This is a genomic window from Paenibacillus sp. JNUCC 35 (assembly GCF_058269095.1).
Map to the genome: position 1 here is coordinate 1,903,260 of NZ_CM177771.1, position 20,379 is coordinate 1,923,638.

At 54.2% G+C, this 20,379-nt stretch carries 21 protein-coding genes and 1 other RNA gene; all 22 read left to right on the forward strand.

Annotated elements, in window-relative coordinates; all coding sequences use genetic code 11:
* Positions 1–120 precede the first annotated feature (120 nt).
* The 22 genes from AC2TF6_RS08685 (at position 121) to rnpB (ending at position 20,368) form a co-directional block, all read left to right on the forward strand.
* Positions 121–891: an NfeD family protein gene (locus AC2TF6_RS08685; RefSeq protein ID WP_491310705.1), complete on the forward strand. Its 771-nt coding sequence runs from the start codon at positions 121–123 to the stop codon at positions 889–891.
* Between the two features lie 52 nt (positions 892–943).
* Positions 944–1,927 (forward strand): flotillin-like protein FloA, encoded by a 984-nt coding sequence (gene floA, locus AC2TF6_RS08690; protein WP_491310706.1) that lies wholly within the window; start codon positions 944–946, stop codon positions 1,925–1,927.
* A 146-nt stretch (positions 1,928–2,073) separates the two neighbouring features.
* On the forward strand, positions 2,074–2,562 hold the full coding sequence (locus AC2TF6_RS08695) for a YqfB family membrane protein (protein WP_491310707.1): 489 nt from the start codon (positions 2,074–2,076) through the stop codon (positions 2,560–2,562).
* Between the two features lie 408 nt (positions 2,563–2,970).
* Positions 2,971–3,249 carry a sporulation protein YqfC gene (yqfC, locus tag AC2TF6_RS08700; protein WP_009671655.1) on the forward strand — a complete coding sequence of 93 codons (279 nt, stop codon included), beginning with the start codon at positions 2,971–2,973 and terminating at the stop codon, positions 3,247–3,249.
* Between the two features lie 25 nt (positions 3,250–3,274).
* Entirely contained in the window at positions 3,275–4,465 is a 1,191-nt protein-coding gene (gene yqfD / locus AC2TF6_RS08705; protein WP_491310708.1) for a sporulation protein YqfD, read from the forward strand.
* Between the two features lie 6 nt (positions 4,466–4,471).
* On the forward strand, positions 4,472–5,443 hold the full coding sequence (locus AC2TF6_RS08710) for a PhoH family protein (protein ID WP_491310709.1): 972 nt from the start codon (positions 4,472–4,474) through the stop codon (positions 5,441–5,443).
* A 42-nt stretch (positions 5,444–5,485) separates the two neighbouring features.
* Positions 5,486–7,702 carry an HD family phosphohydrolase gene (locus tag AC2TF6_RS08715; protein WP_491310710.1) on the forward strand — a complete coding sequence of 739 codons (2,217 nt, stop codon included), beginning with the start codon at positions 5,486–5,488 and terminating at the stop codon, positions 7,700–7,702.
* A 34-nt stretch (positions 7,703–7,736) separates the two neighbouring features.
* On the forward strand, positions 7,737–8,267 hold the full coding sequence (ybeY, locus tag AC2TF6_RS08720; protein WP_491310711.1) for an rRNA maturation RNase YbeY: 531 nt from the start codon (positions 7,737–7,739) through the stop codon (positions 8,265–8,267).
* Positions 8,264–8,965, forward strand: coding sequence for a diacylglycerol kinase family protein (locus tag AC2TF6_RS08725; protein ID WP_491310712.1), 702 nt, complete (start codon positions 8,264–8,266; stop codon positions 8,963–8,965). Before ybeY ends, AC2TF6_RS08725 begins: the two co-directional genes overlap by 4 nt.
* Before the next feature lie 66 nt (positions 8,966–9,031).
* Positions 9,032–9,436 (forward strand): cytidine deaminase, encoded by a 405-nt coding sequence (locus tag AC2TF6_RS08730; RefSeq protein ID WP_491310713.1) that lies wholly within the window; start codon positions 9,032–9,034, stop codon positions 9,434–9,436.
* A 17-nt stretch (positions 9,437–9,453) separates the two neighbouring features.
* The gene (gene era, locus AC2TF6_RS08735) at positions 9,454–10,353 is read left to right on the forward strand and encodes a GTPase Era (protein ID WP_042230034.1); all 900 of its coding nucleotides are present in this window, start codon (positions 9,454–9,456) and stop codon (positions 10,351–10,353) included.
* A 112-nt stretch (positions 10,354–10,465) separates the two neighbouring features.
* A complete protein-coding gene (locus AC2TF6_RS08740) occupies positions 10,466–10,612 on the forward strand; it encodes a YqzL family protein (RefSeq protein WP_009671644.1) in 147 nt (48 codons plus the stop codon).
* A gap of 49 nt (positions 10,613–10,661) precedes the next feature.
* Positions 10,662–11,408, forward strand: coding sequence for a DNA repair protein RecO (gene recO / locus AC2TF6_RS08745; protein WP_042230032.1), 747 nt, complete (start codon positions 10,662–10,664; stop codon positions 11,406–11,408).
* A gap of 229 nt (positions 11,409–11,637) precedes the next feature.
* The gene (locus AC2TF6_RS08750) at positions 11,638–12,465 is read left to right on the forward strand and encodes a pyruvate, water dikinase regulatory protein (RefSeq protein WP_009671643.1); all 828 of its coding nucleotides are present in this window, start codon (positions 11,638–11,640) and stop codon (positions 12,463–12,465) included.
* Positions 12,466–12,568: 103 nt separating this feature from the next.
* The gene (locus AC2TF6_RS08755) at positions 12,569–13,012 is read left to right on the forward strand and encodes a YaiI/YqxD family protein (protein WP_491310714.1); all 444 of its coding nucleotides are present in this window, start codon (positions 12,569–12,571) and stop codon (positions 13,010–13,012) included.
* Between the two features lie 61 nt (positions 13,013–13,073).
* Positions 13,074–14,900: a DNA primase gene (dnaG, locus tag AC2TF6_RS08760; protein WP_491310715.1), complete on the forward strand. Its 1,827-nt coding sequence runs from the start codon at positions 13,074–13,076 to the stop codon at positions 14,898–14,900.
* A 39-nt stretch (positions 14,901–14,939) separates the two neighbouring features.
* Positions 14,940–16,064, forward strand: coding sequence for an RNA polymerase sigma factor RpoD (gene rpoD / locus AC2TF6_RS08765; protein WP_009671652.1), 1,125 nt, complete (start codon positions 14,940–14,942; stop codon positions 16,062–16,064).
* A gap of 59 nt (positions 16,065–16,123) precedes the next feature.
* The gene (locus AC2TF6_RS08770; RefSeq protein WP_491310716.1) at positions 16,124–17,110 is read left to right on the forward strand and encodes an alpha/beta hydrolase; all 987 of its coding nucleotides are present in this window, start codon (positions 16,124–16,126) and stop codon (positions 17,108–17,110) included.
* Between the two features lie 82 nt (positions 17,111–17,192).
* Complete coding sequence (locus tag AC2TF6_RS08775; protein ID WP_218228380.1) at positions 17,193–18,020, forward strand: hypothetical protein; 828 nt, start codon at positions 17,193–17,195, stop codon at positions 18,018–18,020.
* Between the two features lie 3 nt (positions 18,021–18,023).
* On the forward strand, positions 18,024–18,782 hold the full coding sequence (locus AC2TF6_RS08780) for a tRNA (adenine(22)-N(1))-methyltransferase (protein WP_491310717.1): 759 nt from the start codon (positions 18,024–18,026) through the stop codon (positions 18,780–18,782).
* Complete coding sequence (locus tag AC2TF6_RS08785) at positions 18,758–19,873, forward strand: Nif3-like dinuclear metal center hexameric protein (protein WP_218228382.1); 1,116 nt, start codon at positions 18,758–18,760, stop codon at positions 19,871–19,873. The genes AC2TF6_RS08780 and AC2TF6_RS08785 overlap by 25 nt, the downstream gene beginning before the upstream one ends.
* Before the next feature lie 80 nt (positions 19,874–19,953).
* An RNA gene (gene rnpB, locus AC2TF6_RS08790) (RNase P RNA component class A) lies at positions 19,954–20,368 on the forward strand.
* Positions 20,369–20,379 lie beyond the last annotated feature (11 nt).

Below are 20,379 nucleotides of genomic sequence, written 5' to 3' on the forward strand. Positions count from 1 at the left end.
AGCGGCTGCTCCGGCTTGTTCGCGGAACCTGCCGCCAACTTATGAACATTTGGTGAAACGTTTTTTATCCTGTTACGTAAAAAAGACTATAAGACAGTTACAGGGTTAGGAGGAAAAGCCATGATCAGCTTACGGAGAACATTTCTGGGCTCTGCCGCGGTCCTCGGATCAATCGGCTGCCTGCCCGGTTTGGCGGCGGCATCAGCCGGGACTGCGGCGCAGCAGGGCTTTACGAGTGCGCTTGGCGGTTTCCTGACACATCCGGCCGTTGCCGCGATCCTGCTTCTGATCGGGATTGTCGGAATCGGACTCGAGCTGCTTTTCTGGACGTTCGGTCTTCTAGGGTCGATCGGGGTTATCGGATTCGGGCTGTATTTCCTCGGCAATTATCTTGCTGGGGGAGCGGGGTCCGGAGATATCGGGCTGTTCGTTTTGGGCGTGCTGCTTTTGCTGCTTGAACTGATCATTCCGAGCTTCGGCATACTCGGTATAGCCGGTAGTATCTCCTTGTTCAGCGGAGTGATTCTGGCGGCCGAGAACCCTCAGACGGCGGCGCTTTTGCTTGTTATCGCTTTCGTTGCGGCGGCTGTTCTTCTCTTTATCGCCGTCAAGAAGTTTCCGGCGAGGGGAGTATGGAACCGTTTTATCCTCAAGGAGGAGCTAACTACCGAAAAAGGCTTTGTGTCCAGCTCGTTCAAGCTGCATCTTATGGGGCAGACGGGAACTTCACTTACGCCGCTTCGTCCGTCCGGTACGGCCCAATTCGGGGAAGACCGGGTGGATGTGGTAACGGAAGGCGGATTTATTCCTGCCGGACGCTTGGTCAAGGTCGTTCTCGTGGAGGGAAGCAGAGTCGTGGTGCATGAAGAAGAAGCCGGCGCAGAAAAATAAGGTACAGCCGGCAGAGCGCCATTTAATTACGTAAAGGGAGGTTTTTTGACGAATGGAATCTTATTTTTATCTGTTGATTGCCGCTGTGGTTCTGATTTTGTTAATGGTATTTTTCACGTTCGTTCCGGTTATGCTCTGGATTTCCGCACTGGCTTCGGGCGTCCGTATCAGTATTCTTACTCTGGTGGCGATGAGACTGCGGCGTGTTATTCCGAGCCGGATCGTGAATCCGCTCATTAAAGCGATTAAAGCCGGACTGGGGCTGAACATTAATCAACTGGAAAGCCACTATCTGGCGGGCGGTAATGTTGACCGCGTTGTCAATGCCCTGATCGCGGCACACCGTGCAGATATCCAACTGCCGTTCGAGCGGGCGGCTGCCATTGATCTGGCCGGCCGTGACGTGCTCCAGGCCGTTCAAATGAGCGTAAACCCGCGTGTCATCGAGACACCGACCGTTTCCGCGGTGGCCAAAGACGGGATCGAAGTGAAAGTTATCGCCCGGGTAACGGTTCGGGCTAACATCGATCGCCTCGTCGGGGGCGCCGGCGAAGAAACGATTATCGCCCGTGTCGGCGAGGGGATTGTTACGACTGTCGGTTCCAGCGGCTCGCATAAGGACGTTCTTGAAAATCCGGATATGATTTCCCGGACCGTACTCGGTAAAGGTCTGGACGCAGGTACCGCTTTTGAGATCTTGTCTATTGATATCGCGGATGTCGACGTAGGCAAGAACATCGGAGCGCATCTTCAAACCGAGCAAGCCGAAGCCGACAAGCGGATCGCGCAGGCCAAAGCGGAAGAACGCCGCGCCATGGCCGTTGCCCAGGAGCAGGAAATGAAAGCCCGCGTCGTGGAAATGAGAGCAAAAGTTGTGGAGGCCGAATCCGAGGTGCCTCAGGCAATGGCGGATGCTATGCGTAACGGAAAGCTCGGCGTAATGGACTACATGAATTATAAAAATATCGATGCCGATACGCATATGCGCAGTTCCATCGGCAAAATGTCGGAAGAGGGTAAAGAAGCTAAAGAATAAAGGCGGTGAAAATCTCCGGGCTTTGCTCGGCAGATGTGCCGGTTCCACCCGGTCTCGGAGGGAATCGGCATCCCTTTATTAGTTGCTTCACCGAAGTTTACCGGGGCATCTCTTGTCGAGACTGACCCGGGAAAGGGGGCGTGGTGATGGAGCGTCTGATCGAACTGATTGCGAACAATTTCTTTTTCGTTATAATGATCGGTATTTTTCTGGTGTCCATGCTGTCGGGCAAGCGCAAAAAGACCGGCAATCCGAACCGGATGCCGGATTTCAGCGGCCAGGGCCTTCCGCGACGTTCGGCCGCATCTACCCGGCCTTCGTCCGGGACCGGACGGGAGCCCGACCGGCGCGGTGATTGGTCCGCCGAAGATGCGGCGGACGATTGGACGGCGGCCGAGCCAGCAGCGGCCGGGCGCGGGCGCAGCGGCGGCTTTGCCGCGAGCGATGCCCGCGGCAGCTTCGCAACGTCGGCGGAGACGCCGCGCAAGCGTGAAGCGCGCGCCGTGCGCGAAGAGGCTCCCGGCGGCGGGGACTCCGCCGCCGGTGTCGACCTGAACCCGCGTCAGGCGGTGCAGGGGGTTATCTGGGCCGAAATACTCGGCCCACCGCGGGCTAAAAAGCCGTTCCGCCGGTAATACCGGACGGAACGGCTTTTTTGTGCCCGAGCGAGCCGTGCCGCCGGGCTGGCGTCCCAAAGACCGTAGAACGCCCGCAGAGGCATTCTGCGGTCTTTTCCAATATTATACTCATCAGAAAGATTGGCGTCTCCCGAGGGTGTTTGGAGGCGTCTTGCACGTGTGAATCTTTCTCTGTCGCTTCTGCGCATGCCGAAGTAATTTCAGATATAACCTATCGCATCCCTTTATTTACACGCCGATAAACACGAAATGCTCCAATTCGCGGCCCGCAGGATAGGGACGAAACACCGCTCATAAATCACGTGCGTCTCGCATAGATTGGAAAAAGCAGCGTCTGAACAAGAAGCGCCTGAATTTGCGCCTGCGTGCTGAAAGCATGGGGCAAAGGCTGGGAGGGACGAGAGAATGCGCCGGCTCACGCAAAAGTGGAAGCAAATGACTGCTAATATGCTCGACCTTCCGCAGGATGTCGTACAAGATATTCCCCGGATCACGATGATCGGCAACGTCCAGCTTTACGTGGAGAATCACTGCGGCGTTATGCATTTTTCCAGCGAGATGCTGCGTCTGCAGCTTACACGAGGGAAGCTTGAGGTAAGCGGTAAGGAATTGGTGATCCGCGCCATTTTAACGGAAGAAGTACTTATCGAGGGGATTATCGCGGATATCAGATATATGCCATAACGGGTCCGGAAAGGGGAGTTTCGGCGTGCAATCGGCGGTGTTAAAGTGGATACAGGGATACGTGAAGATCGAAGTGAAAGGTGAAAGAGCGGCGGAGTTTATCAACCGCGCACTTTCCAAAGGGTTTTCGTTATGGGACATACGGGTGTCGGGAGACAGGCTGGTCGAGCTCTGCCTGCCTTGCCGGGATGCGCTGCGTCTCAGGCCGCTTCTGAAAGAGACAGGCTGCCGGATGCATCCGCTAAAGCGCGAGGGACTGCCCTTCGCTGCCCGGAAATTGGCCAAGCGTAAAACTTTTCTGGCCGGCGGCGTTGCTTTTATCGCATCCCTTTTCATTCTATCTTCTTTCGTATGGACGATTAAGGTGGAAGGCAACGTAAAGATCGGGACCCAAACGATCCTGGATGCCGCCCGCAAAGAAGGGCTGTACCTCCACCAATGGAAATACCGGATGGGCGATTCCGAGAAGCTTTCGTTCGGCCTGCAAACCCATCTGCCCGGCACATCGTGGGTCGGGGTGGAGATTAAGGGCACCCAGGTTACGATCAAAATCGTCGAAGCGGACAAGCCGGAAGAAAAACCGCTCGTCAGCCCTCGCAATCTTGTGGCGTCCAAACACGCCGTCGTGACGGAAATCCAGGCGAAAAGAGGCCGTCCGCTCGTCCAGCCCAATGCCTACGTCCGCAAAGGGGACGTGCTTATTTCCGGTACGCTCGGCGACGAGGCGAATCAGAAGATCGTCGTAGCGGACGGATATGTGAAAGGCATGGTCTGGTACACCTCCAAAATCGAGGTGCCGATGATCCAAACGTACGAAACGTATACGGGCGATTCGAAGACGCGGAATTATCTCGTGTTCGGCTCCAAAGGGATCCAGGTAAGCGGCTACGGGAAGCTTCCATTCGAACACTATCAGACGATTCCGGAGCAGAAAACGCTCCAATGGCGCTCTTTTAAGCTTCCTGTCGGCTGGCTAAGCGAGAAGCTTATGGCTTCCGAAACGGTCGAGCGGAAACTGGACCCGGCCGAATCAAAAGCCATCGGTCTGGAACGGGCCCGGGCCGATCTTATGAGCGAAGCGGGGAAAGACGCGCGCATCGTAACCGAAAAAATTTTGCATGAAAAATCAGAGAATGGTAAAGTTTATATGGAAGTGCATTTTGAAGTGGAAGAATTTATCATGGAAGAGCAACCTATCGTACAGCAAGGAGAATGAGGCCTTTTGGGAGAAAACGCTAAGACTATTAAAGTAGCACTTGCAGATACTTCGGTAGCGCAGGCCGTATTCGGTCCGCAGGACCGCTTTCTGCATCTGATCGAGCAGGAAACGAACGCGCGTATTTTTACCCGGGACGCGGAGCTTACGATTCAGGGGGATGCGGAGGAAGTCCGCAAACTGGAACATTTATTCGAGGTACTGCTGGAGCTGGTCCGCAACCAGTATCCGCTTTCGGAACGCGATGTACTGTATGCCGTCGAGCTCGCCAAGCAAATGAAAGCGGATCAACTGCTGGAGCTTTTCAAAGGGGAGATTACGACCACCCACAAAGGAAAGCCCATTCGCGTTAAAACGATCGGACAAAAACAGTACGTCTCCACCATACAGAAGAAAGACATCGTGTTTGGAATCGGACCGGCAGGTACGGGGAAAACGTACTTGGCGGTTGTTCTTGCCGTTACGGCTTTGAAGGAAGGCAAGGTCAAACGGATCGTTCTGACCCGGCCCGCGGTTGAAGCGGGAGAAAGCCTGGGCTTCCTGCCGGGAGACCTCCAGGAAAAGGTTGACCCCTATTTACGTCCGTTGTATGATGCTCTTAACGATGTTATGGGCCCCGAGCAGGTCGTGAAATCGCTGGAGCGGGGGCTTATCGAGATCGCGCCGCTCGCTTATATGCGCGGCCGTACGCTTGACGATTCCTTCATTATTTTGGATGAAGCGCAGAATACGACCCCGGAACAAATGAAAATGTTTCTGACCCGTCTGGGATTCGGTTCCAAAATGGTTGTAACGGGTGACGTGACGCAGATCGACCTTCCCCGCGGCAAAACGTCGGGCCTGATCGAGGCGCAGCGCATTCTGAATGGCATTGAAGAAATCGGATTCATTATATTTGCGGAGCAGGATGTCGTCCGTCATTCCTTAGTTCAAAGAATCATCGTCGCTTATAATGAGGACTCGCTAATATCGGGTTGAGTTACAGGGAACGAAGAGGCAAGAGAGGGATGACCTTCCATCATGAAAAAAGAAGTTGCGGTACAAGATATGCAAGCCAACACGAAGCTAAGCGGCTGGAAAACGAGTTTTCCGGTTCGCTTGCTTCTGCTTTTCGCGCTTATGCTCATTTTCTGCGTGACTTTGTTTTCCAGGCTTATTCCACAGACATTTGACATCAAATTGGGCGCGGTTGCGGAAAAGAACATCTATGCCCCTTTCCAGATCGAAAACTCTGTGGCGACCGAGAAAGCGAAGGAAGACGCGGCCAAGAAACTGCAGCCTGTCTATAAAATCGCGAATCTTCGGAACGAAGCGATGATCGATGCGATTTACGACCGGATTTTGCAGATCAATGCGGACCCCGACGTAAAGTTCGAAGATAAGGTAAGCGTCTACCGGACCGTTATTCCGGCGATAATTTCGGATACGGAAAAAATGGCGATCCGGACGATCGGCGAAACTAATTTCGGCAACGAAACGTTGATCGATGAAATCAATTCCAAAGTCAGCGACCAGAAATATCGGATTCCGGAAGAAATTTACTACAAATTTCCGCGCTTAACCAAGGAAGATGTAGCTGCTATGGCGCCCATTACCCGGGAAATTGTTTCCAAGCTGATGAGCGATCAGATTTCGGATGCCCAGACGGCCCGTGCGAAAGTAGCCGAGCTTGTCAATTCGTCCGACTTGTCCAAAAATACGCTGCGCGAACTGGTTCAGGAGATTGCCAGAGTCGTCATCACGCCGAATAAGTTTCTGGATCAGAAAGCAACGGACGATGCGAGAGGCGAAGTCCGCGAGAACGTCAAGCCCGTTTATATCAATCAAGGGGACATTATCGTCAACGAGGGCGATGTCATTACCGATGAGATCTATAAACGTCTGAAAGCGGCCGAGCTGCTTAAGGAGAAAGCGAACTATTGGCCTCACGTCGGTCTCGTGCTGCTGGGCCTGCTGTTCGTTATGATGATCTATCTGTTCGTTCGGCAGAGTACGCTGCCGATACGGACGAACAATTCACAGCTTCTGATGTTCGTTCTTATTTTCGCCATTAACATGATCGGCATGAAAGTGGTGGCCCTTGGGCAGAATCCGGAATATCCGTTCATCGGATATTTGGCTCCGGCAGCTATCGGCAGCATGCTGATTACGATTCTGCTGAATCCGCAGCTCGCCTTTATCGCCAGTGTCCTGTTCAGCATTATGTCCAGCATTATTTTCAACATGCACGGGACTCAGCTATTCGATTACAGATACGGGCTGGTCACGCTCGTTACGTGTTTCGCTTCGGTCTTCGTTATTCAAAAGGCCAGCCAGCGTTCCTCCATTCTGAAAGCGGGAATTCTCATCTCGTTTATCGGCATGATTACGATCGTTTCGCTGATGCTTCTCGACAACGTGACGCGCCAAGATATGCTTTACTCGCTGTCTTTTTCGGCCGCCAGCGGAATTCTTACCGCCGTGTTTGTAATCGGGCTCCTGCCCTTTTTCGAGACGGCGTTCGGGATCTTGTCTCCGCTCAAGCTTGTGGAGCTCTCGAACCCGAATCATCCGCTGCTGCGCAAGCTGCTGACGGAGACACCCGGGACGTATCACCACAGCATCATGGTCGGCAATCTCGCGGAATCGGCGGCCGAATCCATCGGAGCGGACGGTCTGCTGTGCCGGGTCGGTTCTTACTACCATGACATCGGCAAAACGAAGCGGCCGAGCTATTTTATCGAAAATCAGACGAATATCGAAAATCCGCACGACCGTATCGATCCCGCGCTGAGCAAAAGCATTATTACCGCCCACGCCCGTGACGGGGTGGAGATGCTTAAGGAATACAACATTCCGAAGCCGATTCGCGATATCGCGGAGCAGCACCACGGAACGACGCTGCTTACGTTCTTTTATCACAAAGCAAGGAAGCTGGCCGAGGAAGAAGGCCGTGAAGTGCGCGAGGAAGATTTCCGTTACGAGGGGCCCAAAGCGCAGTGCAAGGAAGCGGCCGTAGTCGGAATCGCCGATTGCGTGGAGGCGGCGGTTCGTTCCCTGCGCAATCCGACCATCGAGCAGATCGATACGATGGTCCGCAAAATCATTAAATCCCGTCTGGATGACGGCCAGTTTAACGATTGCGATCTGACTTTGAAAGAACTGGACACCATCGCGAAGACGCTCAACGAATCTCTGCTGGGCATTTTTCACTCCCGGATCGAATATCCGAGCGAGCTTCCCGCCAAAGCGAAATAAACCATTTGACCTATACATCTAGGAGGAATTAAACGTGGCCCTGATTTTAGCCTGGAACGACGAGCAGGACATTCTGCCGATCTCCCCTAAATTCGCCGAGAAGCTGGAAGAGCTGCTGAAGCTTGCAGGAGAAGAGGAAGGCGTTGAGGACGGGGAAGTCGCCCTGACGTTTGTAGACGACGAGACGATTCACGAGCTGAATCGTACGTACCGGAACATCGACCGTCCGACGGACGTTTTGTCCTTTGCGATGCTGGAGCAGGGGGAGGACGAACCCGCTATTCTCTACGGCGAGGAAGAGCCGGATGAAGATTCGGCGGAAGGCGATGCCGACGCTGACGGGGAAGAAGGCTTTGAGGAGCCGCTCGGCGATATCGTCATTTCGGTTCCACGGGCAGCTGCGCAGGCCGAAGAATACGGCCATTCCGTTGAGCGTGAACTCGGATTTTTATTCGTTCACGGATTTCTGCATCTGATCGGATACGATCACGACAACGAGGAGGCCGAACGGGAAATGTTCGCGAAGCAGGAACAGATCCTGCAGAAAGCGGGGCTCACCCGTTGAGTTCCTTTCAGCGATTTCTGCGGGGCTTCCGCTTCGCTTACGAAGGAATTAAATACGCTTTTGATACTCAGCGCAACATGAAATTTCATTTCGTTGTTGCCTTTCTTGTATTTCTGGCCGCCGTAATTTTGGGACTGCCGCACTGGGACGTTCTTTTCCTGCTGCTGGCAGTCGTTCTTGTCATCATGACCGAACTCATTAACACGGCGGTGGAAAAGGCAGTGGATCTGGCGATGCCGGATCTGCACCCGCTGGCGAAGATCGCGAAGGACACGGCGGCCGGCGCCGTTCTCGTGGCTGCCCTGTTCGCGGTCGTCGTCGGCATGGTGGTCTTCTACGGTCCTGTGGACCGGATGCTCCGCAAGGCGCAGGAGGCGGCCTCAGCCAACATGCCGGGCATGGTATGGACGCTTATCGCACTCGTCGCTCTTGTCACGATTGTAATCGAGACAAGGTTCAGCGACCGCGGGAAGCTGGTCCGGCCCAGCCTGCTGGCGGCGGTGCTGGCGGCGCTTGCGACGCTGATCGCCGTGATCGCCGGCCAGACGATCGTGACGCTGCTCTCCGGCACGCTTGCGGCGCTCGCCCTGATGGTTCTGGCCGAGCGGAAGCACCGGGCGCTGTCGTCTCTGCTGCTCGGTTCCGTTATCGGGGCAGCCGTCACCCTTCTTGCCTGGTTGTGGAGAGGCTGGGGGTAGATGCCTGACGGGCCGGCCGCCTGAATGGTTACATTTTGTGGGTTAACGGAAAGGAAAAGATGCTTTATGAAACCGGAAGAACTGCTGGAACATGCGCGGCAGGCACGGCTGAAAGCTTACATCCCATACTCGAACTTCGGAGTGGGAGCGGCCCTGTTGGATAAAGACGGCCACATTCATTACGGCTGCAATATCGAAAATGCGGCTTACGGGCCGACGAACTGCGCCGAACGCACCGCCGTTTTCCGCGCCGTTGCGGACGGGCACAAGCCGGGATCCTTCCAATCTATCGCGGTTATCGGCGATACGGAAGGTCCGATTGCACCTTGCGGGGTATGCCGGCAGGTTCTAATCGAACTGTGCGGACCGGACATGCCCGTTATTTTAGGCAACTTAAGCGGTGACTATACCGTAACGACAACGGGTGAACTGCTGCCCGGCGCGTTTACGTCGAAAGATTTGCAATCCTAGGAGGAAATAATTACAGCATGAACAAAGAAAAATTCAAATCCGGATTCGTTTCGATTATCGGACGGCCGAACGTAGGGAAATCCACCCTGATGAACCAGGTAATCGGTCAGAAGATCGCGATTATGTCCGATAAGCCGCAGACCACGCGCAACAAAATTCACGGCGTGTATACGACCGACAATTCCCAAATTGTATTTTTGGACACGCCGGGTATTCATAAACCGTCTTCCAAGCTGGGCGATTACATGATGAAAGTTGCCCACAGCACCTTGGGGGAAGTCGATGCGATTCTGTTTCTTGCCGACGTTTCGGAAGGAATCGGCGGCGGAGACCGCTATATCATCGAACAGCTGAAGAACGTTAAAACACCGGTCATTCTAGTCCTGAACAAAATCGATCAAGTGCATCCCGAAGAATTGCTGCCGATCATTACAACCTATAAAGATCTGTACGAATTCGCGGAAATCGTACCGGTTTCGGCTCTGCTCGGCAACAATGTGAACACGATGCTGGAGCAGGTCGTTAAATATTTGCCGGAAGGCCCGCAGTACTATCCCGCGGATCAGATAACCGACCATCCCGAGCAGTTTGTTTGCGCGGAGCTTGTCCGCGAGAAGATTCTCCATATGACAAGAGAAGAAATTCCCCACTCCATTGCGGTAGCGATCGAGGATATGAAGGTCGAAAAAAACGGCGTGGTTCATATTTCAGCCGTCATTTACGTAGAGCGGGATTCGCAGAAAGGCATTATTATCGGCAAGCAGGGCTCGCTGCTGAAAGAAATCGGCAAGCAAGCGAGACATGATATCGAAGCGCTGCTCGGCTCCAAAACGTTCCTCGAGTTGTGGGTGAAAGTCAAAAAAGACTGGCGCAATCAGGAACGCGTGCTGCGGGATCTGGGCTTCCGAAACGAATAACCGCAAGGCTTTCCCCGCCGTTCCATTAATTGCCGGGCATAAACTGCTTCAACGGGTACATCCTAAGGGTAATCATCAACACGAACATCTTACGGAGAGAGGATGATCCAGAGTGAGAGATTTTACCTGGCACTATTTTTGGTCGACGGGGGAAGTGGACGCTTACCTGCTGTACAAAGATTTAGCGTCTGATCCCGAACTTGCAGGAGAAGAGCTGATGCAGCAAGAGCAGGAAGCCGTGCATTCGGTCGAAGCCTGAGAACGCCTGGAGACTGATCCGGCGTTTCCGGAAAGGAAGCGCATAAGAGATGCTGCACCGGGTGCAAGGAATTGTTCTCCGTAGCGTCGATTACGGGGAAGGGAACAAAATCATTACGCTTTATACCCGTGAACTGGGTAAAGTAGGGGTGGTCGCGCGCGGAGTGAAGAAGGTGAAAAGCCGGCTCGGCGCCGTCACCCAGCTGTTCACGTACGGGGATTACGTTTTTTATAGACAGGGTAAGCTTGGAACGCTTAACCATGGGGAGATCATAGAACCCCATCATAAATTGAGAGAAGATCTTTATAAATCTGCGTATGCCTCTTACCTGGTTGAAATGGTTGACCGGATGCTGGGAGAGGAGGATCGCAGTTTATTCTTGTTCGATCAATTGGAAGCGGGACTCATGGCCATCGAGCAGGAGAAGGATATGCAGATCGTCGCGCATGTTTTCGAGCTTAAGATGCTTGCGGCCTCCGGGTATACGCCGGTTCTCGATAAATGCGCGTCATGCGGGCGCACGGAGGAACTTGCCGCTTTCAGCGCAGCAGCGGGCGGCGCAATGTGCAGCCGCTGCAAGCATCTCGATCCTTATGCCGCGGCCGTGACGGAAAGTACGCTGAAGCTTATGCGGCTTTTACAGCAGGTCGATCTCAGCCGGATCGGCAATGTTAACGTAAAGCCCTCTACCAAATCTCAGCTGAAGCACAGCATGAGGCTGTATATGGACGCCCACGTGGATGTCCGCTGGAAAGCCAGAAGCTTTTTGGACCAGATGGATAAGTACAATATTTAAAACCTGCGGGTTTGACAAACGTAAGCGGGTTCCTTATAGTAAGTGATTGGAAGCAGTAACTGGTACGGATAACTGGAAGAACAGAGTACTACAATGTTGCCGTGGTGATAAACCGCCGGGACCTTAGGGTCGTACGTGGCGGCCGCTTTGATTTTCGAAGCTACCACGGTCCTTTTGTCTTCGTTTCCGCTTAGCTATTCCCGAATAGGTACAGGGAGGGACAACATTTATGAATCCTTCAAACAATCCGGTTATCGTTTACGTGGTATCGGATGCGATCGGAGAGACGGGCGAATCTGTCGTCAATGCCGTCGCGCTGCAATTTTATCCCGCCCCGATTGTGATCGAACGGGTTCCTTTCGTGCATGATACGGAGGAAATCGACCGCCTTCTCGCCAAAGTCGCTCGTCAGCAGGGCATCATCGCGTTTACGCTGGTCATTCCCGAGCTTCGCGATTATTTGACCCAGAAAGCGGAACAAGCGGGATTCGCTTACGTCGATCTGCTGGGACCGCTTATCCAGACGTTCGAAAAAGCGTTTAACCGCAAGGCCCGCCATCAGCCGGGAGGCAACCATCCCTTGGATGAGGATTATTTCAAAAAAATGGAGGCGATCGAGTTCGCCGTCAAATACGACGACGGCCGCGATTTCAGCGGGATCGTCAAGGCGGATATCGTCCTTGTCGGCGTATCCCGCACGTCGAAAACTCCGCTTTCCATGTACCTGGCGCACAAAAAATACAAAGTCGCCAATGTCCCCCTCGTTCCGGAAATGCAGCCGCCCGACGTGCTTTTCAAAGTGCCTAAAAACAAGGTGATCGGCCTGCTTATCGATCCGGATAAACTCAACGCTATCCGCAGGGAACGGCTGCGCACTCTCGGACTCGCGTCCAATGCAACTTATGCCAAAACGGAACGTATTAAACAAGAGCTGGAGTTCGCGGGAACGGTGCTTTCCCGGATCGGATGCCACGTCATCGACGTATCCAACCGCGCCGTCGAAGAAACGGCCAGCCTGGTTCTCGAACAAATCCGGCGTCATCCTCATTTATCCTGAACTTGCAGGATTTTTCGCGCGATGAGCGTATATACTAGTACAGCAGGACTATTAGCAGGTATCGGGGGCATTATCCATTCAACATTCATCCTTTCAAATTGTTGTGGATGCGGATGCGTGTCCGGTTAAGCCCGAGATCATCCGGGCGGCCGCGCAGTATTCGGTTCACGTACTTATGGTGGCTTCGTTCGACCACCAGCTGAAGGGGCAGGAAGGGATCGAGGTGATCCAGGTCGACCGTTCGGACCAGTCCGTCGATTTGTTTATCGCCAATCATATCCGGCGCGGAGATATCCTGGTTACGCAGGATTTCGGTCTGGCCGCCATCGGTCTGGGCAAAGGGGCGGTATGCCTCTCGAACCGCGGGCAGGAATATACCGACCGGACCATTGATTTTCTTCTTGACCGGCGTCATACACAGGGCAAGCTGCGCCGTGGAGGCAAGCATTCCAAAGGACCGAAGCCTTTTACGGACGAAGACCGGGAATTTTTTCTACATGGTTTGACAAAAGTTTTACTTCGTTTGCAGGAGAATAGGCCTGTTTAGCGAATACGTATAGTTGTTTACCGCACATGAAGCTTTTTTATAAGGATTGAAGGTGGGGGAAATGGGTTACGGACGCATTCCGGATGAAGTGATCGAAGCTGTTCTGCAGCGTCATGACATTGCCGATGTGATAGGAAAATACGTCCATTTGACCAAACAGGGCCACTACCTGAAGGGGCTTTGTCCGTTTCACTCGGAAAAATCGCCTTCGTTTACGGTAACGCCCGAGAAACAGATTTACCACTGCTTCGGCTGCGGAGCGGGGGGCAACATGTTTCAGTTTCTCCGGGAAATCGAAGGCTACACGTTTGCCGAAGCCGTCCGGCACCTGGCGGAGGAAGCGGATATCCCCGTAACGTGGGAGGAGTCATTGTCCGCGGACAACCCGCAGCAGAAGGACCGGTCCAAAATGCTGGAGGCCAATGAGAAAGCGGCCAAACTGTACCGTTATATTCTAATGAATACCGATCAAGGCAAGAACGCACTCGATTATGTGCGCAACCGGCAGATGTCGGATAAATTGATCGACGCTTTTCAGATCGGATATGCTCCCGCCATGTGGGATACGCTTGTACAGCAGCTTCAGAAAGCGGGCTACGATCTTCCGCTGATGGAACGGGGAGGGCTCGTTTCGGCCCGTTCCGAGGGAGACGGTTATATCGACAAGTTCAGGGACAGAGTGATTTTCCCGATCTGGGACGCGCAGGGCAAAGTCATTGCCTTCGGCGGCCGGGCGCTCGGGGATGTGCAGCCTAAGTACTTGAACAGTCCTGAGACGATGCTCTTCAACAAAAGCCGTGTGCTGTATAATTTTCACCAGGCACGTCCGCAAATCCGGAAAACGAATACCATGGTATTGTTTGAAGGTTATATGGATGTGGTAAAAGCTTGGGAAGCTGGGGTGAGAAACGGTGTCGGTACGATGGGTACCGCGCTGACCCCCGAGCATGCGGAACTGATCCGGCGCAACGCCGGACGGGTCGTGATCTGTTACGACGGAGATTCGGCCGGACAGAATGCGGCTTACAAGGCAATCCCCCTGCTTGAACAAGCAGGCTGCGAAGTGAAAGTGGCTATGCTTCCGGATGCCAAAGATCCGGATGAATACATTACTGCATACGGCTCCGAGAGATTTGTACGGGAAATCATTGATTACGCCGTACCCTCGATCAAATACAGGCTGCACTACATTCGCCGGCATTTCCGTTTGCAGGAGGAAGGCGATCGGATACGCTACCAGCAAACGGCTTTGAAGATGATTGCGGACTTGAGCTCGATCGAACGGGAGCATTATTTAAAACAGCTCGCCGGGGAGTTTGAGACCTCTTACGAGTCGCTCAAGCAAGATTTGGCCAACCTCCGGATGAAATCGGAAAAAAACCGGACAGTCAGGGATAATATCGACGTTCCGTGGAATAATGGTAGGCATAATAGGAAAGAAACGCCAAAAGCGCCGCTTTATCCGGCTTATCATAACGCGGAACGGCAGCTTCTAGCCGTCATGATGCACGATCGGGATGTTAGCGCCTATGTGGAAGAACGATTAGGCGACGAATTTAACGTGGATGCTCATGCCGTTCTGGCGGCTTATTTATATGCTTTTTACGCCCAAAACTCCACACCGAGCGTGAGCCGTTACATGGCGATGATTCAGGACGACAAGCTCGAAAATCTGGCGAGTTCCATCGCGATGATGGGCGCGCATCACGGTGTGAACGAAATCGTCATCGACGATTACATCAAAGAAATCAAAAAATATCCGAAGCAGCAGGAAATATCGAGAAAAAAAGAAGAAATGATCCGTGCGGAGCGCTCAGGGGATCCTTTGCGAGCTGCTCAAATTCTTAGTGAAATTATTGCCCTAGAGAAACAGCTTAAACTTTCGTAACGCAGGTTCCGGATAATCTAGGGAGGAGGGAGTTGGATTATGGCGAACGATCAACATACTGAGATCGAAACCGAGTTGACCCTGGAGCAGGTAAAGGAGCAGCTCATCGAGTTAGGCAAGAAGCGCTCCTCGCTCACTTATAAAGACATCACAGAACGGCTGGCTCCTTATGATCAAGATCCGGAACAGATTGACGAGTTTTTCGAACAATTGTCCGAAATGGGAATTGACGTAGGGAACGAGTCCGACGAGGACGAAGGAAGAATGCGTCCGGAGGGCGATCAAGAGAACGATGAATTCAGCTTTGAAGATGATCTGACTCTCCCGCCAGGCATTAAAATCAATGACCCGGTGCGGATGTATTTGAAAGAGATCGGGCGTGTTCCCCTTCTTTCGGCAGAGAATGAAGTGGATCTGGCGAAAAGAATCGAGCAAGGCGACGAGGAAGCGAAGCGCCGTCTGGCCGAAGCGAACCTCCGTCTCGTCGTCAGCATCGCCAAACGCTACGTCGGACGGGGCATGCTGTTCCTGGATCTGATCCAGGAAGGAAACATGGGTCTGATCAAAGCGGTGGAGAAATTCGACCATACCAAAGGGTATAAATTTAGTACGTATGCCACCTGGTGGATTCGTCAAGCCATTACGCGCGCCATTGCCGATCAGGCGAGAACGATCCGTATTCCGGTTCACATGGTGGAAACCATCAACAAGTTGATCCGGGTATCCCGTCAACTGCTGCAGGAACTGGGGCGTGAACCGACGCCGGAAGAAATCGCGAAGGAAATGGAACTGAGCACGGATAAAGTCCGCGAAATCATGAAGATCGCGCAGGAACCGGTATCCCTGGAAACTCCGATCGGTGAAGAGGACGATTCCCATCTGGGCGACTTTATTGAAGATCAGGAAGCGCTGGCACCGGCGGATGCGGCGGCTTACGAACTTCTTAAAGAACAGCTTGAAGATGTTCTCGATACGCTGACCGAGCGTGAAGAAAACGTGCTTCGTCTTCGCTTCGGTCTGGATGACGGGCGTACCCGGACTCTGGAAGAAGTGGGCAAAGTTTTCGGGGTTACCCGTGAACGGATTCGTCAGATCGAGGCCAAAGCGCTTCGCAAGCTGAGGCACCCGAGCCGCAGCAAACGGTTAAAAGATTTCCTTGAATAGAATCCGAATGCCCGCCTCCGGCGGGTTTCTTTTTTTCAAATAGAAGGAGGAAGGTTGAAATGTCAAAGACCCTGTTGATCAGTTTGTGCATACTTGCGGTTCTTGCTGTGGCTTTGACAACGGCAGCCTTCTATATGTTCGGGCTGGGAATACGCAGCAGCAGCAAGGAATTTCTGCAGAACAGCCCGGATCTTGCGGGTCACATGGAAGAAATCGTGGTAGACCCGTCACCGGCTACGGCGGATAACTGGCTTGCCCGCCAGACGCTCGAGCAGGTGTCCATTCAATCGGCGGACGGCCTTCGACTGAACGGCTGGTATCTGGAGGCCGAGCGGCCTTCGGGCGTAACGGCGCTGCTGGCGCACGGGTATTCCGGGCAGGGCAGGGACATGGCCAGCTTCGCTCAAATTCACCACGAGCTCGGGTATAACGTGCTGATGCCGGACAACCGGGGTCACGGACAGAGCGAAGGGGAGTATATCGGCTTCGGCTGGACGGACCGATTGGATTACGTCAACTGGACCCGATATATTCTGCAGCGGAGCGGTGAAGACGCCCGGATTCTGCTCCACGGCGTATCCATGGGCGGAGCTGCCGTGCTAATGGCAAGCGGCGAAAGGCTGCCGGAGCAGGTGAAAGGAATCATCGCCGATTGTTCCTATACGTCCGTCAAAGACATTCTGAGCTACCAGCTCAAGCGGATGTTCAAGCTGCCCGCGTTTCCGCTCATTCCCCTTACCAGCCTGATTTGCAAAGTAAAAGCGGGCTATTTCTTCGGGGAAGCTTCGGCGCTGAGACAGGTAAAGCGTACGGAAAAGCCGATTCTTTTTATCCATGGAGAAGCGGATACGTTCGTTCCGTTTTTTATGGTGCACGGCTTGTATAAGGCGGCTCCCGCGGGCAAAGATCTGTTCATGGTGCCCCGTGCGGGACACGGGCTTGCTTTTATGACGGACAAGGACGGCTACCGGAGCAGGGTGACCGATTTCGCCAAGCAATGCCTGGAAGAAAAGCAAAAGGTCCTGCAGGCACGGTCAGAAGCTTGAATCCGCAAATGCAGGATCATCGGATTTCCTTCTCAAATTCGGAAGGCGGCGAACCGATAAAGTTGTTGGGAAGGTGAAGCTAATGGATGACGAGAAACGAACGGCTATTATTAAGGAAATCGAACACTGGCGGAGATCTAGGCTTCTGCCCGCACAGTACTGCGACTTTCTGCTCAATTTGTACATGGAAACGGGTGCGGACCATTCCAGAAGGGTTTTGGGCATATCGACCAAATCCATCCGGGGGAGCCACTGGAAATTCTGGGTTGCAGCCGTCGTCACTATCATTGTTTTATCATTGACACTACTTAATTTTAACTCTTTTGGAATTTCTTTGCAAATTGGCGTTTCCGCCGTATTTGTTGTATCTTGGTATATAATCGGCTTCCGGCAAAAAGAAGAGCAGCCTTTCAGGGCCCAGCTTTCGACGGGCATCGCTTCGGCGTCCCTGATCGGTTTCGGAGTCTGGATTCTTTATGGAAACGGCTTGACCGCGCAGTTGTACCTCGGGTCCTTCGTAGCCCTTTGCGGCCTCGTCTGGCTGCTTGTCGGTCTTCTCGGGCGGACACCGCTGCTTCAATACTGCGGATGGCTGGCACTGCTTATTACGTACGGATTCGTATTAAGCCAGCGTCTGGAGCCTGCTACTTGGTACAAGCTGCAGCTTGCGTGGCTTCCGCTTTCTTTTATCCTCATGTGGATCGGGTGGCTCATTCAGCACCGCTGGAAGAAACCCGGCCTGGTTCTGCTGCTCGCGGGAGCGACCGTATGGATCGCGCCCGAGCTGTTCGGACTGGCCTGGGGCACCTCGGCGCAGCAGCTTCTCCAGCTTTCGCTTGCCGGTAAAGTGGCGGCGGCGGGAATCGCGCTGTTTGCTTATCGTAAAAATTGGACGGAATGGGTTGCTTAAAATATGGTGAAATTGTCTCAACGTTTATTGGAAATTGCGAAAAAAGTCCCTCAAGGGGCAAAACTTGCGGATATCGGATCCGACCATGCCCTGCTGCCGACCTTTCTGGTGCAGCAGGGCACTGTTCCGTCTGCGGTTGCGGGCGAGGTGAACCGCGGTCCGGCCGAGGCGGCGCAGCGGCAGGTCCGTGACGCCAATCTGAGCGGGCAGATCGAAGTCCGCCTTGGGGACGGACTTTCCGTGCTGCGGCCGGGCGAAGTGGATGCGGTGACAATCGCGGGAATGGGCGGGGCTTTGATTGCGTCCATTCTTGATGCGGGCGAGGACAAGCTTGCAGGCGTGAGCACGCTGATTCTGCAGCCGAACGTGGGCGAGGACATCGTGCGCAAATGGCTGCGCAGTCACGGCTGGCACCTGGCCGGCGAGACCATTCTGGAGGAGGACGGCAAAATTTATGAAATTTTGACGGCCGTCCGGATGAAACCGGAGGATGAGGGGGATGCCGCGTTATATGCGGATCGTCTTCCTGACGGGCTCCGGGTAACCGGCGACACACTCCTGCAGATGGGTCCCTACCTGATTCAGGATCCCCCGGCGGTCTGGTTTGCGAAGTGGGAATACGAACTCGATAAACTGGCCATGATCCGCAGACAGCTGGACCGTTCGGTTTCCGAAAATGCGGAAGAGAAGCGGTTCGGGCTGGAGGCGGAAATCTCGCGTATCAAGGAGGTCCTGGAATGTTTGCGAAAGGACAAACCGTAATTCAATTGTTCGAAAAGCTGGCGCCCAAGCACTACGCCGTGCCTGACGATAAAATCGGCCTGCAGCTCGGTACCTTGCAGAAGGAAATCAAAAAGATCCTCGTGGCGCTGGACGTTACCGACGAGGTTGTGGATGAAGCGATCCGGACGGGCGCGGATCTGATTATCGCGCATCATGCGATCATTTTCAGACCTCTGGCCCACCTGCAGACGGATACTCCGGCCGGACGGCTATACGAGAAGCTCATCAAGAACGATATCGCGGTCTACATCGCGCATACGAATCTGGATGTGGCGGAAGGAGGCATCAACGACCTGATGGCCGAAGCTCTCGGCTTGAAGGACCTGGTGCCCCTGGACGAGGTTCACACGGAGAAGCTCAGCAAGCTGGTCGTCTTCGTGCCGGAAAGCCATCACGAGAAGGTGCTTCAGGCGCTGTTCCAGGCCGGAGCGGGCTGGATCGGCGACTACAGCCACTGCTCGTTCAACATTCCCGGCACGGGGACGTTTATGCCCCGCGAGGGCACGAAGCCGTTCCTGGGCGAGCAGGGCAAACTGGAGCGCGCGGACGAGGTGCGCGTAGAGACGATCGTGCCCGCGGGCATCCAGCGGGCGGTGGTGCAGGCGATGCTGAAGGCGCATCCGTACGAAGAGGTCGCTTACGACCTCTATCCGATGGACCTCAAAGGCCGTACGTTCGGCCTTGGACGCGCCGGCAAGCTGCCGGAGCCTCTTACGCTGCGCGAGCTTGTCGCGGCCGCGAAGGAGGCCTTCGACGTGCCGATGGTGCGCGTCGTCGGCGATCTGGACCGCACCGTCCGCAAGGCGGCGGTGCTGGGAGGCTCCGGCGGCCGGTATGTGCGCGGCGCGATGTTTGCGGGAGCCGATGTCCTCGTGACCGGGGACATCGACTACCACACCGCGCACGACGCGCTGGCCGCCGGCATGTGCCTGATCGACGTGGGGCATAACGTCGAGAAAATCATGAAGCGCGCGGTGGCGGATTACATGAACCGCGCGCTTGCGGAAAAGAAATACGGAACGGTGGCGGCCGCTTCGGAACCGAGTACGGAACCGTTCCAATTCCTCTAAAAAACGCGAATTGGCTGCATTCCCAGTCATTCGTTGTTGAATTCGGCGCCGATAACCTGTATACTAGCAAATGTTCTCGGAAAGTTTGACAGACAATCGCTGGTGATGCTTGCATCACGAGAGGAAAGTCCGGGCTCCATAGGGCAGGGTGCTGGATAACGTCCAGTCAGCGCGAGCTGAAGGATAGTGCCACAGAAATGGACCGCCGATGGCGTCGCAAGACGCACAGGCAAGGGTGGAACCGTGGTGTAAGAGACCACGAGGGGTACTGGTGACTTTACCCCTGGTAAACCCCACTTGGAGCAAGACCTAATGGGACGCGGTCTGCAGGCTTGCCTGACAGACAGCCTTAGCCCGAGGCGCGTCCGGGTTGGTCGCTTGAGCTGTATAGCAATGTATGGCCTAGATAGATGATTGTCACTTCAATGGTGGGAGGGTATCGTAGCCCGCTGCACCACCGGAAGTACAGAACCCGGCTTACGGCAAGCTTTCCATCCTTACGACAT

Excerpts from the sequence above, each read along its gene's own strand:
- AC2TF6_RS08685 (WP_491310705.1), top strand. The coding sequence starts at position 121 with ATGATCAGCTTACGGAGAACATTTCTGGGCTCTGCCGCGGTCCTCGGA.
- floA (WP_491310706.1), top strand. The coding sequence starts at position 944 with ATGGAATCTTATTTTTATCTGTTGATTGCCGCTGTGGTTCTGATTTTG.
- AC2TF6_RS08695 (WP_491310707.1), top strand. The coding sequence starts at position 2,074 with ATGGAGCGTCTGATCGAACTGATTGCGAACAATTTCTTTTTCGTTATA.
- yqfC (WP_009671655.1), top strand. The coding sequence starts at position 2,971 with ATGCGCCGGCTCACGCAAAAGTGGAAGCAAATGACTGCTAATATGCTC.
- AC2TF6_RS08715 (WP_491310710.1), top strand. The coding sequence starts at position 5,486 with ATGAAAAAAGAAGTTGCGGTACAAGATATGCAAGCCAACACGAAGCTA.
- AC2TF6_RS08730 (WP_491310713.1), top strand. The coding sequence starts at position 9,032 with ATGAAACCGGAAGAACTGCTGGAACATGCGCGGCAGGCACGGCTGAAA.
- era (WP_042230034.1), top strand. The coding sequence starts at position 9,454 with ATGAACAAAGAAAAATTCAAATCCGGATTCGTTTCGATTATCGGACGG.
- recO (WP_042230032.1), top strand. The coding sequence starts at position 10,662 with ATGCTGCACCGGGTGCAAGGAATTGTTCTCCGTAGCGTCGATTACGGG.
- AC2TF6_RS08750 (WP_009671643.1), top strand. The coding sequence starts at position 11,638 with ATGAATCCTTCAAACAATCCGGTTATCGTTTACGTGGTATCGGATGCG.
- dnaG (WP_491310715.1), top strand. The coding sequence starts at position 13,074 with ATGGGTTACGGACGCATTCCGGATGAAGTGATCGAAGCTGTTCTGCAG.
- rpoD (WP_009671652.1), top strand. The coding sequence starts at position 14,940 with ATGGCGAACGATCAACATACTGAGATCGAAACCGAGTTGACCCTGGAG.
- AC2TF6_RS08770 (WP_491310716.1), top strand. The coding sequence starts at position 16,124 with ATGTCAAAGACCCTGTTGATCAGTTTGTGCATACTTGCGGTTCTTGCT.
- AC2TF6_RS08775 (WP_218228380.1), top strand. The coding sequence starts at position 17,193 with ATGGATGACGAGAAACGAACGGCTATTATTAAGGAAATCGAACACTGG.
- AC2TF6_RS08780 (WP_491310717.1), top strand. The coding sequence starts at position 18,024 with ATGGTGAAATTGTCTCAACGTTTATTGGAAATTGCGAAAAAAGTCCCT.
- AC2TF6_RS08785 (WP_218228382.1), top strand. The coding sequence starts at position 18,758 with ATGTTTGCGAAAGGACAAACCGTAATTCAATTGTTCGAAAAGCTGGCG.